General features: G+C 48.8%; 16 protein-coding genes. 8 read left to right on the top strand and 8 right to left on the bottom strand.

Features of this window, described 5'->3' with window-relative positions; genetic code table 11:
- Positions 1–209: 209 nt before the first annotated feature.
- The 4 genes from cmoA to ACIDEJ_RS12050 all read left to right on the top strand — a co-directional run bounded on the left by cmoA (position 210) and on the right by ACIDEJ_RS12050 (position 4,737).
- A complete protein-coding gene (gene cmoA / locus ACIDEJ_RS12035) occupies positions 210–941 on the top strand; it encodes a carboxy-S-adenosyl-L-methionine synthase CmoA (RefSeq protein WP_411988313.1) in 732 nt (243 codons plus the stop codon).
- Positions 938–1,906, top strand: a complete 969-nt coding sequence (cmoB, locus tag ACIDEJ_RS12040) for a tRNA 5-methoxyuridine(34)/uridine 5-oxyacetic acid(34) synthase CmoB (protein WP_411988314.1) — start codon at positions 938–940, stop codon at positions 1,904–1,906. The genes cmoA and cmoB overlap by 4 nt, the downstream gene beginning before the upstream one ends.
- A gap of 81 nt (positions 1,907–1,987) precedes the next feature.
- On the top strand, positions 1,988–3,724 hold the full coding sequence (locus ACIDEJ_RS12045) for a M3 family metallopeptidase (protein WP_411988315.1): 1,737 nt from the start codon (positions 1,988–1,990) through the stop codon (positions 3,722–3,724).
- 107 nt (positions 3,725–3,831) lie between these two features.
- Positions 3,832–4,737: a LysR family transcriptional regulator gene (locus ACIDEJ_RS12050; RefSeq protein ID WP_411988316.1), complete on the top strand. Its 906-nt coding sequence runs from the start codon at positions 3,832–3,834 to the stop codon at positions 4,735–4,737.
- Positions 4,738–4,825: 88 nt separating this feature from the next.
- On the opposite strand, the gene ACIDEJ_RS12055 is transcribed toward ACIDEJ_RS12050, so the two are convergent.
- Complete coding sequence (locus tag ACIDEJ_RS12055) at positions 4,826–5,068, bottom strand: chemotaxis protein (RefSeq protein ID WP_411988317.1); 243 nt, start codon at positions 5,066–5,068, stop codon at positions 4,826–4,828.
- A 235-nt stretch (positions 5,069–5,303) separates the two neighbouring features.
- Here ACIDEJ_RS12055 and trhA point away from each other — a divergent pair, with 235 nt between their 5' ends.
- The 3 genes from trhA (at position 5,304) to ACIDEJ_RS12070 (ending at position 7,186) form a co-directional block, all read left to right on the top strand.
- Positions 5,304–5,969, top strand: a complete 666-nt coding sequence (gene trhA, locus ACIDEJ_RS12060; protein ID WP_411988318.1) for a PAQR family membrane homeostasis protein TrhA — start codon at positions 5,304–5,306, stop codon at positions 5,967–5,969.
- Positions 5,970–6,064: 95 nt separating this feature from the next.
- Complete coding sequence (locus ACIDEJ_RS12065) at positions 6,065–6,427, top strand: MGMT family protein (RefSeq protein ID WP_411988319.1); 363 nt, start codon at positions 6,065–6,067, stop codon at positions 6,425–6,427.
- 24 nt (positions 6,428–6,451) lie between these two features.
- Positions 6,452–7,186 carry a DUF3108 domain-containing protein gene (locus tag ACIDEJ_RS12070; protein ID WP_411988320.1) on the top strand — a complete coding sequence of 245 codons (735 nt, stop codon included), beginning with the start codon at positions 6,452–6,454 and terminating at the stop codon, positions 7,184–7,186.
- Here the strand turns inward: ACIDEJ_RS12070 and ACIDEJ_RS12075 are convergent.
- Entirely contained in the window at positions 7,121–7,930 is an 810-nt protein-coding gene (locus ACIDEJ_RS12075; protein WP_411988321.1) for a class II glutamine amidotransferase, read from the bottom strand. The genes ACIDEJ_RS12070 and ACIDEJ_RS12075 overlap by 66 nt on opposite strands.
- Before the next feature lie 227 nt (positions 7,931–8,157).
- On the opposite strand from ACIDEJ_RS12075, the gene fadE reads away from it, so the two are divergent.
- Positions 8,158–10,608: an acyl-CoA dehydrogenase FadE gene (gene fadE, locus ACIDEJ_RS12080; protein ID WP_411988322.1), complete on the top strand. Its 2,451-nt coding sequence runs from the start codon at positions 8,158–8,160 to the stop codon at positions 10,606–10,608.
- 111 nt (positions 10,609–10,719) lie between these two features.
- Here the strand turns inward: fadE and ACIDEJ_RS12085 are convergent, their stop codons facing one another.
- The 6 genes from ACIDEJ_RS12085 to ACIDEJ_RS12110 all read right to left on the bottom strand — a co-directional run bounded on the left by ACIDEJ_RS12085 (position 10,720) and on the right by ACIDEJ_RS12110 (position 15,684).
- Positions 10,720–12,465 carry a lysophospholipid acyltransferase family protein gene (locus ACIDEJ_RS12085; protein ID WP_411988323.1) on the bottom strand — a complete coding sequence of 582 codons (1,746 nt, stop codon included), beginning with the start codon at positions 12,463–12,465 and terminating at the stop codon, positions 10,720–10,722.
- Positions 12,466–12,468: 3 nt separating this feature from the next.
- Complete coding sequence (locus ACIDEJ_RS12090) at positions 12,469–12,921, bottom strand: hypothetical protein (RefSeq protein ID WP_411988324.1); 453 nt, start codon at positions 12,919–12,921, stop codon at positions 12,469–12,471.
- A gap of 11 nt (positions 12,922–12,932) precedes the next feature.
- Positions 12,933–13,379 carry a YHS domain-containing (seleno)protein gene (locus ACIDEJ_RS12095; protein ID WP_411988325.1) on the bottom strand — a complete coding sequence of 149 codons (447 nt, stop codon included), beginning with the start codon at positions 13,377–13,379 and terminating at the stop codon, positions 12,933–12,935.
- A gap of 65 nt (positions 13,380–13,444) precedes the next feature.
- Positions 13,445–13,996 carry a hypothetical protein gene (locus ACIDEJ_RS12100; protein ID WP_411988326.1) on the bottom strand — a complete coding sequence of 184 codons (552 nt, stop codon included), beginning with the start codon at positions 13,994–13,996 and terminating at the stop codon, positions 13,445–13,447.
- 22 nt (positions 13,997–14,018) lie between these two features.
- The gene (locus ACIDEJ_RS12105; protein WP_411988327.1) at positions 14,019–15,149 is read right to left on the bottom strand and encodes a D-alanine--D-alanine ligase; all 1,131 of its coding nucleotides are present in this window, start codon (positions 15,147–15,149) and stop codon (positions 14,019–14,021) included.
- Positions 15,133–15,684 (bottom strand): DedA family protein, encoded by a 552-nt coding sequence (locus ACIDEJ_RS12110; RefSeq protein ID WP_411988328.1) that lies wholly within the window; start codon positions 15,682–15,684, stop codon positions 15,133–15,135. Before ACIDEJ_RS12110 ends, ACIDEJ_RS12105 begins: the two co-directional genes overlap by 17 nt.
- Between the last annotated feature and the right edge of the window lie 338 nt (positions 15,685–16,022).

Raw genomic sequence — 16,022 nt, forward strand, 5'->3', positions numbered from 1 at the left:
TTTCAGACGGTGAAGTATCAAACACTTTCACGGCTTTGGCTATAGCCGCCGCAGGAGCGATTTATTAACCGTTTAAAAATCCAGCGCCCAACAACTTTTTTGCCATTGACCACAAATGGAGCGAGTTTTGCCGGGGATTGCACCGGCAAACTTGCTGCCACATGGCCGCTTTCGGTAAAATGCGCCGGTTTCCCCTATCAGACAAATTCATGAACAGTTCTCAAGACACGATATATGCAACCCCTCATGATCAGGTTGCGGATTTTGCTTTTGATGACCGGGTAGCCGGTGTCTTTAGCGACATGATCAAACGTTCTGTCCCCGGTTACGGGCAGATCATCTCGATTATTGGTGACTATGCCAAACGCCTGGTGACGCCAGACTCCCAGGTGTACGACCTGGGATGCTCCTTGGGGGCCGCCACCTTGAGCATTCGTCGGCACATTGAAGATCGCCGCTGCACCATCATTGCCGTGGATAACTCGGCGGCCATGATAGAGCGCTGTCGTGAAAATCTGGCGGCGTATGTCAGTACGGTGCCGGTCACGCTGACCTGCGCCGACATCCGTGAGGTCAAGATTGAGAATGCCTCATTGGTGGTGCTGAATTTCACCCTGCAATTCCTGCCCCCTGAAGAGCGTGACATCCTGCTGCGCCGCATTTATCAGGGATTAAATCCGGGAGGCGCCCTGATCCTGTCTGAAAAACTGCGCTTTGCCGATGGCACCATCCAGCAGTTACTGGATGCCCAGCATTTGGATTTCAAACGGGCCAACGGTTACAGCGAGCTGGAAATCAGCCAAAAACGCAGTGCGCTGGAAAACGTAATGAAAACCGACACCCTTGAGCAGCATTACCAGCGTTTTGCCCGCGCCGGTTTCACCCATGCCAATGTGTGGTTTCAATGTTTTAACTTTGCCTCAATGGTGGCTGTAAAGTGATAAATTTTAGCCGTTTTTATCAAGATATCGCAGACTCCCAACTCAGCGCCCTGCTGGAAAGCCTACCGGCAAAACTGGGCAACTGGCAGCGGGAGAATAATCATGGTGCCCTGCCCAAATGGGAAAAAGTGCTGGCCAAACTCAATTATCCAGCGCCGGACATCCTGGATTTCAGTCACGGCGTTCATGTGGGTTCCGGGCAGCAATTGGCAGCCGGCCCCCGGGAAAAACTGGAAAACCTGCTGCAGCTGCTGCATCCTTGGCGCAAGGGGCCTTATGACATTCATGGCATTCATATTGACACCGAGTGGCGCTCAGACTGGAAATGGCAACGGGTGGCGCCCCACCTTAGCCCACTGGATAACCGCACCGTGCTGGATGTGGGCTGTGGCAGCGGTTATCACATGTGGCGCATGCATGGCGCTGGGGCCAAAATGGTGGTAGGCATCGATCCGTCCTCCCTGTTTTTATGCCAGTTCGAAGCGGTGAAAAAAATTGCCGGCGGCAACTTTCCGGTGCACCTGTTGCCTTTGGGCATTGAGGAGATGCCGGCCTGTGAAGCATTTGACACGGTTTTTTCCATGGGGGTACTGTACCACCGTAAATCACCCATAGAGCATTTGCTGCAACTGCGGGATCAATTGCGTGACGGCGGCGAGCTGGTACTGGAAACCCTGGTGATTGACGGCGATGAACAGGCGGTATTGGTGCCACAAGATCGCTACGGGAAAATGAACAACGTGTGGTTCATCCCCTCGGTAGCGGCCTTGATGCTATGGCTTAAACGGTGTGATTTTCGGGACATCCGCTGTGTGAATCTGGATGTCACCTCAATTGATGAGCAACGTGCCACCCCCTGGATGCGCAATGAATCCCTGGTGGATTATCTACAACCTGACAACATGCAACTGACGGTAGAGGGATACCCGGCGCCCAAAAGGGCCACCATAATTGCCACCAAGTAAGCCTTAACGGGTTTTGGGTGCCATGCCGCCTCATTCGGGGATGAATGGCTGTAGGCTGCTCACAAAAAGGATATTTTGCCTATGTTGAAACGCCGCTGGCTAGTGGCACTGTCGCTCGCCGCTGCCGGATTACTGCCCATGCCGCTTATGGCACTTCAGGCAGTGCCGTTGCTGGTGGAGCAGTGCTTGCAGTACAGCACGGATTTTCAACCGGATTTCAGTTCGATCACGGCACTTGAGCGGCAAACTCTCGGCCTGCAGAATCTTGCGGATCAAATCCACTATTATCGCGGTTTTGCCCTCTCGCGGGATGAAAGGGAAGATCTGCTGGAATGCCAGCTCACCCTGGCCGATGCCATGTTCAAGGTATTGTCCAGCCCGGCGTTGCCCCCCTTACTCACCACCATTGAACATGGGGATGTGCCCGGCGCGCAATCATTGGCGCAACGGTATCAATATCTGCGACAACATCAGTTGTCACAAACACAAAAAGCCCGCTTAAGCACCACTCAGGCCAGCATTCGACAGCACCTTAAAAGTAACCGTTTTCATTTGAGCCTGGGGCGCTGCAGCTTGCCCGCCGACGCCACGGTGGTGTTAGGTGCCAAGTCATCAACTGCCAATGGTGACACAAGCGCCACGCCAGCTGCTGACAGCACGCTGGCTCAAAGCATCGCGGGCTATTTGCTGCAACAACCGGATGCCGAATGCCGCCGACAGGTGTGGCAACAGTACCAAGCCAGGGCCAAGCGCCACAATCAGCCACTGCTCAAAAGCTTGCTGCAACTGCGGCAACGGCAGGCACAAGCGGCAGGCTACGATAACTATGCAGAGTATCGCCTGCAGCAGCAGTTAATGGGTTCAACCAAAAACCTTTCAAATTTTTTAACAGCAATGACCCATCAACTTCCCTTTCCGCCATGGGATCTGGGAAGAGCCTTAACATCCAGCAAATCAACGCCTGTTCCACCAATGAGCCAGCACCGCTTCATACAACAAATACTCACACGATTAACCACGTTGGGTATAAGCCATGAATTTATTGATAAGCAACAACTGCGCCTTTGGCATCATCAGCGGTTGTTAGGGGAGATATGGCTCACCAATGACACGCAGAATCAGGCCCGGCTCATCAGGCACAGCGTGGTGGGACAACAATTTGGCCAGAGCCAGTTGGGATTAAAACCCCAGCTTACATCCCTGCGGGATTATCAAAGTGCCATCCGTGCCGTTAGCCGTAGTCTCAGCCAACTGGCTGCGGGCGGGCGTTACTACCTGAATAACGCACTGCCCCTGCCCCAGGATGCGGGAAATATCGGCACACTCTGGCTGCAACAGTGGTTAAGCCACGGATTTACCCCGTCATTATTGCCCGCACCCCATAGTCGGGAGCAACTGATTGAGGATTATCAGCAAAATCTGGCACTGTTTCACGCCAGCGTGACATTGCAGCTTTATCAGCAGCCTCATCACCTGCCAACAGCCACCACTTATAGCGCGTTATTCCCCGGCCAATGGCCCCAGACTGATGACTATGCCTATTCATTTAGCGGCATTGCTGATCCCGGCCCACTGCTCTATGGCGACATTTGGCAACCCCTTGTTGCCGATGCCATTTACCAGCACACAGCGACATGCTCCCCAACAACACTTTTTGAGCAACTGCTTATCAACGAAGATGGCCATGGGATAACCCGGTTATTGCAGCGGATATGGGGCGGGCAGCCAGTACGCCAGATCATTGCCCGCATCCATGAAGGCCGATATAGGGCCCCCGCCGCCAGCCAATGCCCGTTATCCACGCCGAGCCCGCATTAGCCCCAGTGCCGTAACAATCATCAACCCGGCGCCGGCAAAGAATAGTGTTTGAATCTTGCCAAAGAAATTTGCATGATTGCCCTTAACATTCGCCACCGTGAACCATGATGCACAGACCCAAATCCACACTGGAACAATGGCGTATCCTACAAGCCGTGGTTGACTTTGGCGGCTATGCCCAAGCTGCCGAGAAACTCAATAAAAGCCAGTCATCGCTGAATCATGCCGTAGCCAAATTGCAGGCACAGCTGGGAATACAGCTTTTGGAAGTCAAGGGGCGCAAAGCCTACCTCACCCCACAAGGGGAAGTGTTGCTGCGCCGCTCCCGCCATGTGACTCAATCCGTTCATGAACTGGAGCAGTTGGCCAATAATCTGGAACAGGGCTGGGAACCCACACTAACCATTGCCAGGGAGTTGGTTTACCCCATGGCAACCCTCACCGATGCACTGGTCGCCTTTTTGCCTGATAGCCGCGGAACGCGAATTACCATTGTGGATACGGTAATGCACGGCACCAGTGAACTTATCCAGAATCACCAGGTGGATATGGCAATTTGCGCCACACCACCCACAGGTTATATTGCCCAGCCCCTGTGCAATCTCGACTTTTACCTGGTGTGCCATCCCGGCCATGCCCTTGCCCAAATCCCGGACGCCTTAGATGATCAGTTGCTGGCTCGTTACCTGCAAATCGTGATTAAAGATACCGGTGTCAATGTCACCCAGGAAAGCGGCTGGCTCAAGGCTGAGCAGCGTTGGACGGTGAGTAATTTTCACGAAGCCAAGGTGATCCTCAGCAAGGGCATCGGCTTTTGTTGGGTGCCGTCCCACATGGTGCAGCAGGAGCTGCAACGGGGCGAGTTGGTGCGCCTGACACTGACAGGCTCCCGTTGCCGCCGCATTGGGCTTACGTTGGTCGTTCCCCAACGGGATACACAAGGGCCGGCCTGTAAATTGCTGGAATCACTACTGCTGGCTCAGCATGCCGTGACGGGAGATAACGGCCATTAAGGGCGTAAATGGATGCAAGATTGCCAAACCCGCTATGGTGATGTATCGCGGGGTTTGCACGACGATAAGGCATCCACCTGCCCGCCTGCTATACCTCGATGTCAATAATGCTGCCGAGCGTCTCAAAAGTTTGCTGCACCACCTTGGCCGCCGCTTCACCCTGCTGCCCGGCGGCCATAACATCCACCATGGCTTCTGAAGCGGAACCCTCCTTTGGGGTGTTGGCAACGGGCAATGTTGACTGTGCCACATCAACGGTGGCCTGAGTCAGACCGGTTTGGGCCGCATATAACCCTTGGGTAGCGAGCGAAAGTGCGCTGGATATGGTCATAATGTTTCCGCCTGTCATTAAAGGGTAAGCACCCTGTGATTATGGTACTGACAGAGCGGAAATGTACAGTAAAAAACCCGCCACATCCCCGGCTATCCGTTTTACCAAGGGGCTCAACCACACATATTGGCAGAAAATTTTAAGCTAACATGTGTACACTTATTTATGGCAATTCTAAGTTGCTGTTGATACACTCGGTTTTCAGCTTCCGGTCAATCGGTCGTCATTATTGATTATGCTTTTAAAAACTGCCAAACCCCATATAGATAGCGGATACTCCCATAATGAAGAGCTGGCCAACAGCATCAGCCATGGGCTTGGGATTGTCCTTGGCGTTATTGCACTGGCAATGATGTTAAGCAAAGGCTGGCATACGCTTTCTGATATTCAGTTAACAGGCGTAATTGTTTATGGCGCGAGCTTCATTCTGCTGTTTCTCTGCTCCACCCTGTATCACAGCATTAGTGCCGCCCATTGGAAGCATCGTTTGAAAGTGCTGGATCACTGCGCCATTTACCTGTTGATTGCCGGAACTTACACCCCCATGATGCTGATTTCCATGCAGGGGACCGGTACCCAATGGGTGTTAATCGCCATCTGGTCTCTGGCAGCAGGCGGGGTGCTGTTCAAAAGCTTCTTCGTGCACCGCTTCAAGGCGTTGAGCCTGACGTTATACCTGTTGATGGGCTGGTTATGCGTGGCCATTTTGCCGCAACTTATCACCCAGATGTCTGACAGCGGCTTTTGGTTGCTGGTGGCCGGCGGTTTGAGTTACAGCCTAGGGGTGCCTTTTTACGCCATTAAGGCCATTCCGTTCAACCATGCCATTTGGCACCTTTTTGTGCTGGGTGGCGCCGTGTGCCATTTCCTGTGCATTTACCTCAGCGTTATTCCCCGCTGATCGCCGCCATCCGCCGTGATGGACAAGCATAAAAGGCTTTTGTAATCCCACTGATTTTTCTACAATCCGTTAAAATCACAACGGATAAACAGTCCATGCCAGATACAACCGGATCACCGCCGTTGTCTCCCAAAATGCGGATATGGCAAGTGGTGGCACTGATCCCCCACGGAAAAGTTTGCAGTTACGGCCAGATAGCTGACTATGCGGGCTTGCCCCGATACGCCCGTTATGTCTCCACGGCATTGAAACAAGCCCCGCAATCCCTGCAATTGCCCTGGCACCGGGTGATTAATGCCCAAGGGAAAATTGCCTTTCCTCCCCATTCTGCGGCATTTCGTGAGCAGTGCTCACGCCTTCGCAACGAAGGCATTACGGTGAACCAAGGGCGAATAGCCTTGTCTGAATGTCAGTGGCATCCTGATCTGGCCACGTTAGTATTGTCGCTACCGTTTTAGCGGGATTGCGCAAGGAGAGATGCTTTGAAACACCACTTTTTACTGCCCCTGCTTTGTTTATTGCCGTTGGCCCTACAGGCCGCTCCCAACCCGTTAACCCCCCAGGTGGTGGAATATCAGGTGAAATATGGCAGCTTCAGCCTTGGCGAGGCGCGCTTTACGCTGGAAACACCAAAAGATCACACTTACCGCTATGACATGGACAGTGATTTAAGCCTGCTCATGCTCTCTGACAAACGCAAAATCACCAGTGTGTTTACCGACGTGGACGGACAGTTGCAACCGTTGCGGTTTATTCACGAGCGCACCGGCACTGGCAAGGATTTCAATGAGCAAATTGCCTTTGCCCGGGATCAAGGCAAGGTGTTCAGCGTGTATAAAGGTGAAAAAACCAAGCTGGATTATGATGATGCCCTCTACGACACCATGATGGTGCAGCTGCAATTCAGGCTTGATTTACTGCGCGGCAAGCAGGAGTACCATTACAAGATGGTCAAGGATAATGAGATAGACGATTACCGTTTCCGCAATCTGGGTACCGACACCGTTACCGTTCCGGCGGGCACTTATCAGGCAGTGCGGCTGGAAGTGGCCCGTGAAAGCACCAAGCGCCACACCGAGGTGTGGATGGCACCGGAACTTGGTTATCTGCCGGTGCGTTTCATTCACAAAGAGAAAGGCAGCACCATGGAGCTAGTTTTGCGCCAGGCCCGCTTCAGCAGTGATGCCCCCGCAAAGCAACTCGCCCAGACGGAATAATTTCCACTCCCCCGGCTGCAATACTTGCCAGTGTTCATTGCCCGTGAGCGGCCGGGTGGCCACTATGGTTACCACATCATCGGGAGTGGTTTCCTGATGAAAATCAATCACCACATCCGTATCAATCAGCTGCGCCGTTCCAAACGGTGCCCTACGGGTGATGTAGCACAGGTTGTTGCTGCAAAAATTCATCAGGTAACGGCCGTCACTGAGGATCATGTTAAATACCCCCAAGCGACGGATTTTGGCTGCTAGCAGCGCAATATGTTCAAACACGGGGATCATGTCCTTTGGTGCCTGCTCCCCAAATTTATTGACCAGGGATTCCAGCAACCAGCAAAAAGCCTGCTCGCTGTCGGTTTCACCCACGCGTTGATAGCGCTTGGTGTGTAACGGCTGTTGATAGTTGCTCAGCTGCCCGTTATGGGCATAACTCCAGTAACGCCCCCATAATTCCCGGGTAAAGGGATGGGTGTTTTCCAACCGCACGGCCCCCCGGTTTGCCTGACGGATATGGCTTATCACCACTTCACTCTTGATGGGATAGGATTTGATCAGCCGCGCCACCTGTGAGCTGCAACTGGGGGCCGCATCCTTGAATGTACGGTTACCTTTCCCTTCATAAAAGGTGATGCCCCAACCATCCACATGGGGGCCGGTAACACCGCCCCGCTCGGCTAACCCGGTAAAACTGAAGACAATATCCGTGGGTACATTGGCACTCATTGCCAGCAATTCGCACATAGCATGCTCGTTTGTCACTTACTTTTTTGCATTGTATCTGTCTGTTGGCAGCGTGTGAAATGGCGCAGGCAGAAAATATTCAAACAATTGTTTGAAAAATGCTTGAGTTCGATCACGAACCCGTTTACTTTTAATGCAACACAGGTCTGACCACGTCATGATTCTGTGACATGGATCGGCTCATTGACCGAACCCCCCCTCAAGATTCGATAAAAAGGAGAATCACAGTGACTACCCTATTTTGGATCATCGCATTATTGTTGATTTTGGGGGCAGCCGCCTACCTAAGGGTTTCGTTGGTGACTGCCACACTGGTTACCGCCGCCACACTCATCATTGGTAATCTGATTGGGGTGGTAGGGGTATGGGCTTGGGTCGTGTTTTTCATTATCGCACTGCCACTTAACATGACGCCCTTTCGGCAAAACTTCATCACCCGGCCGTTGTTGAAACTGTACCGGGGCATCATGCCGGAGATGTCCAGTACCGAAAAAGATGCCATTGAAGCCGGCACCACCTGGTGGGAAGCCGATTTGTTTGCCGGCAGTCCCAACTGGCACAAACTGCACAATTACCCCAAAGCGCGTCTGAGTGCCGAAGAACAGGCATTTCTGGATGGGCCGGTTGAAGAAGTCTGCGCCATGGTGAACCAGCATCAAATCTCCCATGAACGGGCCGATTTGCCGCCTGAAATCTGGAACTACCTAAAAGACAAAGGCTTTTTTGCCATGATCATCAAAAAGAAATTTGGTGGCATGGAGTTTTCGGCGTATGCCCAATCCCGGGTATTGCAAAAACTGGCGGGAATAAGCAGTGAACTGGCGTCCACCGTTGGCGTGCCCAACTCTCTTGGCCCCGGCGAATTGCTGCAGCATTACGGTACCGAAGAGCAACAAGATTACTATCTGCCACGGCTGGCCTGTGGTGAAGAGATCCCCTGTTTTGCCTTGACCAGCCCGGAAGCCGGCTCGGATGCTGGATCCATTCCCGATTACGGGATTGTCTGTAAAGGCCACTGGGAAGGGGAAACCGTACTGGGGATGAAACTCACCTGGAACAAGCGCTACATCACCCTGGCACCGGTGGCGACAGTATTGGGACTGGCGTTTAAACTGCGGGATCCTGAGCATTTACTGGGTGAACAAGAAGAGATCGGCATCACCTGTGCACTGATCCCCACCGACGTGCCCGGTGTGGAAACCGGACGGCGCCATTTCCCGTTAAACTGCATGTTCCAAAATGGTCCAACCCGCGGCAAAGATGTCTTTGTACCGTTAAGCTTCATCATTGGCGGCCCAGACATGGCAGGACAAGGCTGGCGCATGCTGGTGGAATGCCTGTCAGTGGGGCGCGGCATCACCCTGCCCTCCAACTCTGCCGGCGGGGTTAAAACCCTGGCAATGGCCACTGGTGCCTACGCCCGCATTCGGCGGCAATTCAAGTTGCCCATCGGCAAACTGGAAGGCATTGAAGAACCCATGGCCCGCATTGGCGGTAACGCCTACCTGATGGATGCCGTCACCGCATTGACCACCACCGGGATTGATTTGGGCGAAAAACCGTCGGTGATCTCCGCCATCGTGAAATATCATCTGACCGATCGCATGCAAAAATGCCTGATAGACAGCATGGACATTCATGGCGGCAAGGGCATTTGCCTTGGGCCCAACAACTATCTTGGGCGGGCCTATCAAGCTGCCCCCATTGCCATCACCGTGGAAGGCGCCAACATCCTTACCCGCTCCATGATCATCTACGGGCAAGGCGCCATTCGCTGCCATCCGTATATTCTGGCTGAAATGGAAGCCGCTTTTGATGAAAACCATCACCGTGGATTGCGCCAGTTTGATGCGGCACTGTTCGGGCACATCGGCTTTAGCTTGAGCAACTTCGTACGCAGCCTGTGGCTGGGCTTAACCAGCAGCCGTTTTTCCAATGCACCTTATGGCGACAGTACCAAGCGTTACTACCAGCAAATGAACCGCTTCAGCGCCAACCTGGCATTATTGTCAGACTTGGCCATGGCAACCCTTGGGGGAGGCTTAAAACGCAAAGAGCGCATTTCTGCCCGCTTGGGGGATATGCTGAGCCAGTTGTACCTGGCATCCGCCACACTGAAACGCTATCAGGATGACGGACGCTTGACCGAAGATTTGCCCCTGGTGCAATGGGCTGTGGAAGATGCGTTATACAAACTGCAAAGCTCGCTGGATGAACTGCTGGACAACTTTCCCGCAGGGCTGGGCGGCGTATTGCGGGTTATTCTGTTCCCCTTTGGCAGACCACTGAAACGCCCCAGCGACAAACTGGATCACAAAATTGCGCGAATACTGCAAACCCCTTGTGCCAGCCGTGAACGTTTGGGCAAAGGCCAGTTCCTGCGCGCCAGTGTAAACAACCCTGTCGGCATTCAGGAGCAAACCTTACGCGACATCATCAGTGCCGAACCCCTTTACGATAAAGTATGCAAAGCCGCTGGCAAGCGCTTCCCCTTCATGTATCTGGATAAACTGGCCGCAGAAGGCAAAGCCCTTGGCGTATTGTCTGATGATGAAGTGGCCTTACTGGAAAAAGCCGAGCAAGGGCGTCTCAAATCCATCAATGTAGATGATTTTGCACCACAGGAACTCGTCGCTCAAACCATCAATACTGATGACAAAAGTGAACAGGCGGCCTGAAATCCGCCAATAACGTAAAACGTCCATACATGCACCTGCCTATCTTAAGCAGGTGCATTTTTTATGGCTGTCTTCTGTTGTAGTACGTCGTGAACGTTTCTAGTGGGCGTGTTATGAATGAAGATCCAGGTAAGTTTGCGCTTGCGCTTTACCCATGTATTTCCCTAAAGTTCGAACGGGGACAGTGGTCAGGTCAACCACGATTAAGCCATCCAACGCAAAATTAAATGCTGGATCGATGTTGAAGCAAACAAGTTTGCCATTCATTGCCAAATAATGCTTTAACAGCACAGGTAAGCCCATCCCCCGCTCTAGACGGCCAAGCACCTTCGACAACAATGGTAAACGGGATAACGAACTCAACATATCTGGCTGCCAGAATTCTCGACCACTTTTTTCTAACGGGGTTGTCGGTGCCACCAGTTTCGCCTTTTCATCGTCGTAATAATGCACGGACATCACTGAAGCAATCAATTGTCTTGCAACCGGGCTGTAATCATTACTGATACTTACAGGGCCAAAAAGATGGGTATATTGGGGATTGCGCTGTACAAAACCTGCAATTCCTTTCCACAATAGCAGCAATGAGTGCATATTACGCTGGTACTGTTTTGCCACTACTGAGCGCCCCAATTCAATCGAGTGGCCCAAGCTTTCAAGAAAAGCGTTGTCGTATTGAAATAGGCCTCTTGAGTAAAGTGCATTAATTCCACCTCTTGCCAGCAACTCATCCGTCAATCCCAAACGATAGGCACCCACTAAATCACGGTTGGCTTTATTCCATACAAATAGTTGATAATAATAAGGATCGAACTGGTCAATATCACAACAATTCCCACTTCCTTCACCAACGTCTCTGAAACTCTCTTCCCGCACACGACCAATCTCTTGCATCATTCTTGGCATTTCGGGTGTCGGGACGCAATAAACCTCAAAGTCGCCTTGGGCGAACAGTTTGTAAGAGCCCAGCGTTGCAAGCTCGCGCTCCAATATCGCCACAGGTAACGGCGCGATAATGGACTTGGCATTCTCACTGTGTGGCGTTAGGCATTGCCCGTCACTCATACTGCCCATCAAATACGTGTTTAAGCGAAAATATTGGGTAATATCCTCCTCATTATCAAAATCTTTGATTTCACTGTAAGGAATGGGTTGACCTATTGAGACCGAAATAGTCTCACCAGACTTATTAAGCAACTCCCGGCCCAGCAAGGCTGTTCTAAACAATGGATGAATACGCCCTACCTGATAGAACAATTTACTATTCATACCGTTAATAAATACCGGTACAGTGGTCGCATTAGCATTTTGAACAAATTTGGCTACCGATTTACTCCAGGTTTTATCTGTAACTTTTTTCTCACGAGCCTGCCATGAAGATACCTCACCAGCAGGGAATATAATCAGAATACCCCCTTCCTTTAAATGAAGATTGGCCTCTTTGATAGCACATCGATTGGTTGTACTGGCTTTTTCACCACCAAACACATTAACACCAATGAATAATTCATCCAGTTCAGTGATGCGTTTTAGTAATTCATTTGCAAGTACTTTTACATCTTTGCGTACTCTCGACACCAAAGCAGCCAGAATAATTCCTTCTATACCTCCAAATGGGTGATTGGCCACAATCAGAACCGAACCCTGACTTGGAATATTATTGAGGTTGCCATGAGCAATCCTGTACTGGGTCCCTAGCAGAGCTAGCGCTTCATCTATAAACTTAAAACAATCGTTAGACAAGACAGCTTGTTTATAGAGCGAGTCTAACGTAGCGAGCCCCGTGCCCCACTCTAGAATAGATTCACCAATACCAAATGGCGTTTTACGTGGTAATCGAAAAGGACTTTCAACCATATATCAAGCTCTTTTTGTTAACAGGTTATTGGTGAATGTTCCTGGCGTTCTAATATCACGAATGGACAGAAATAGACCACAGCTCCAAACAATACATGCCATGCCAAAAAGCAAGCCACCATCATTACCAATCACTTCACCAGCCATGTTGAACTCAGGCATTAGAATCCCTAGAGGGGTAAATAAATGAAAGGTAATCGCGCCAGTCATAATACCCACACTCAATACAGCACCAAGCCCGTGTAGACGGGAAAAAAGTAAAATGGAAGCGGTCAATTCTGCCAGTCCAATTAAATAGCTGCCATAGGTACTAAACCACTCCAAGCCTGACCATGTACCCAGAGTGCTAAAAATATATTCTGTTTCATAAGAGCCAGAAAACTTGAAAAAAAGTGATTGAATAAAAACAAATGCAATAAATGCCGATGGAATATGTTTTAGTGGTGTAAATTTCATGGCGTAGCTCCTTATTGCTGTTGAATGAGTGTCATCCAATTTTTGTCTGCTGTTAAAATATGCCTTTCCCTATCTTGATCCCACTTGGCTTTTATCTCTGCGTCATAGTTGAGATAAAGCTTACCATCAACAATAGCCCACTGCTTTGGGTCTCCTGATACAAGATCATTTTTAGCTGAAATGGCCCATGCACAATGGCCACCATATTGGGGAGCGAAGGCATCAGGTGCAGATTTGAATTTATTCAAGTTTTCTTCTGAAGAAAAATACCAATCTGCCCCTTTGTACTTAACATGCCATTTATTGTTTCCCTTCACAGCTTTTCCCTTGGTAAAATATGATACCGTATCATAGCCACTAACTGCTTTATTACTAAAAATGCCAGTATAAATTTCATTTGCAGCAGCAACAGAAGAAAAACCGAATAACATGATCAGCAGTATAATTAACCGTTTCATTGATGAACTCCTTGTTAAATAACGTTGCTATGTTCCACCACAAGTCCAAGATAATATGCACACGCTTATTGAGCCCTTTGATAGGTCACTGTTGTTGGCGCGACCCCGAAGTCACGACATGCATCCACACCACGCAAAGATGCAACCACCTTGGCCATCGCAAAATGATGAGTGGCATGCAAAGCGGCAAAGGTGAGCTCTCGACTAAGTGTGGAAGTTACTTCGGTGACATGCGTTTGTGATAACATCACTTCCGTTTCAACACTCACGGTTTGGTTTAGTTCGTTTGAAGGTAAATCAAATAACCATTCAACCAGTTCCCTAATTTCTTGCTTGGCAAGTTCTAAACTGCGCTCTACAGCATGCCCACGACGACGAACGTTATAATCGATTTTCAGCGGGTCGTGCTTGATAGCGTAGAATAAATCAAGCCAATGACGAAAATGCTCACCGATAGAGCTATCCACATGAGGCTGGGCAATCAGTACATAATCATCTTGGCTTAGTATTTTTAAAAATTCATATCCCTGATTCAGCACTTCAATGCATCCCACAATAGTTTCTGAAAGTGGTGCATGAGTACTTATGAATAAACCTGCCGTCATATCTTTCATCATTTATGTCCCTAAACAAATTGATTTAGTCCGTCATGGGATAAAATTTTACTAAACGTTTTTCTTCTCGCCAGGCTTGCAACAATGCACCAAAAGTAGGTGTTTTATGACCTTGCTTTTTTTGTTTAGCACCAATCTGGTAAAGAATGCGATATTGTTTTAGTAATGTTTTAAAAATATCGCGTATAGACGTATCGCTATCCCAAATATGGCCTGCCTCACTACTGGCACCGTTGATTTCCAATATATTGAAAAACTCACCTTTCATTAATGTTTGAATATCCTGAAATTTGATATCAATACGACCATAGTTGAAACCTTCAAAATCTTCTAAAATTTTATCTAATTTTTTCTCTAGTGCTTGCGTAACAAATTGGTTTCCATTCCTAAAAATTGCACCACGGGAGTGACTACCTGCGAATGCCAATTGAAACTCGTGCTTGTCTGGTACAACATAATCTAAACAATTACTATGACGAGGCAAGTAAAGATGTTTTAGCTTATTGGCTCTAGGACTTTTTTCAATCAACTCTTTAACAGTAGAGCGGCCATCACCAATGACCACCGGAGAATACTTTAAGGTGATTGAGAAAATTTTACCATGAGGCTCATCTGGCTGCCTGATATAAAAAATACCTGCTTCCGCATTATATACTGACTTTTTTTGAAGCAAGAAACGCCCTGAAACCGGAAATATTTCAATATAATTTTTTAATTGTTCATCTGAATTAATCAATTTTACGCCAGCGCCACGACATCCTAAATCAGGTTTAGCAACTAATGGATAGCACAGTCCTGATGTGACAAGTTGTTTTTTGACATTGCTTAATAGATCACCACTATCACATTGAACCTTTCTCACCGTAACAAAAGGGAGAATACATTCTTGGATTCGTTTCCCAACGATGGTGAAGATATCGTTTTTTGACTCTCCCACCATTCCGCTTAACTTGATGGCCGGATTCGTAATCAATGGTAATGCCCAATCCCGATAAAAGGCACTCAGCGCTATGCTTTGCAATACCACAGGCGTATAAAAAAACCAAGTAGGCCAGAATTCAAAAGGGGAAATCACTCTTTTAGGTTCATGGAGAATGGGCATTCCCGCATTCACTTTTCCCAAAGGGATCATTGCAACATTAACGTCTGGGATCATACTTCTCTCTTAGAAAAATTTGAGTGATAAACCTGTTGAGTAATAACATTAAACATAGACCTAATGGAATAAGTAGCCAACCATGATAGTTCTGAAACCATTGAGTATTTCCAAGCAGGATTAAGGAGCCAAAGACCAGTGTAGTCCATAGCGCCGTAGCAGCCAACACAGCAACAAAAAACTTAAATTTGGGCACATCCAAAAAACCACTCAATGTAAAACCAACGAGTCGCAACCCTGGAATAAAACGTATAATAAACAAGCTTATAAATGCTTTCTGGTGTAGTTTCCGTTGTATTCGTCTTGCTCGTAAATAACGAAATAATGGATATCGAAGAAATCGTACCTTTTTAGCCACTTTACCTATTAAATAAAGTCCGATGTCTCCTGTCGCGATGCCAATGAAAATCGCCAATAGTGCAACTAAAGTAGGGATTGATTGTTTCACCGATAATGTGGCAGCAACCACAATTGCCAAATCTTCCAATACATACGAAAGCAAGATAATTCCAAGGAATAATGCAATGATAGACATGTTGTCTTCAAGTAACCAACGCTCTAGGATTGTTGCTATATGGGACATAAACCATACCAAATTAAATTTAGGCTCAAAGATAAAAATAAAAAACACGGTCAAATAGCTGAATAAAATTCATTATTCTCAAAACTTTAAAAAGATTCGCTAAAAAATGACGGACAACATTTTGATAGGACGAGCTCAATCCATACAGTTATAGTTATAGCGGTAGATTGAACATTTTTCCTCAATATGAAAAATGAGAAAAAAATGACACGAATGGACTTAGTCTCCCATATCAATATAGTTCAAAAGTGGCAGATGATTTGATCGATTCCCATGCAACCATGTCGAAA

The sequence above is a fragment of the Shewanella mytili genome, assembly GCF_046765975.1.
GTDB classification, from domain to species: domain Bacteria; phylum Pseudomonadota; class Gammaproteobacteria; order Enterobacterales; family Shewanellaceae; genus Shewanella; species Shewanella mytili.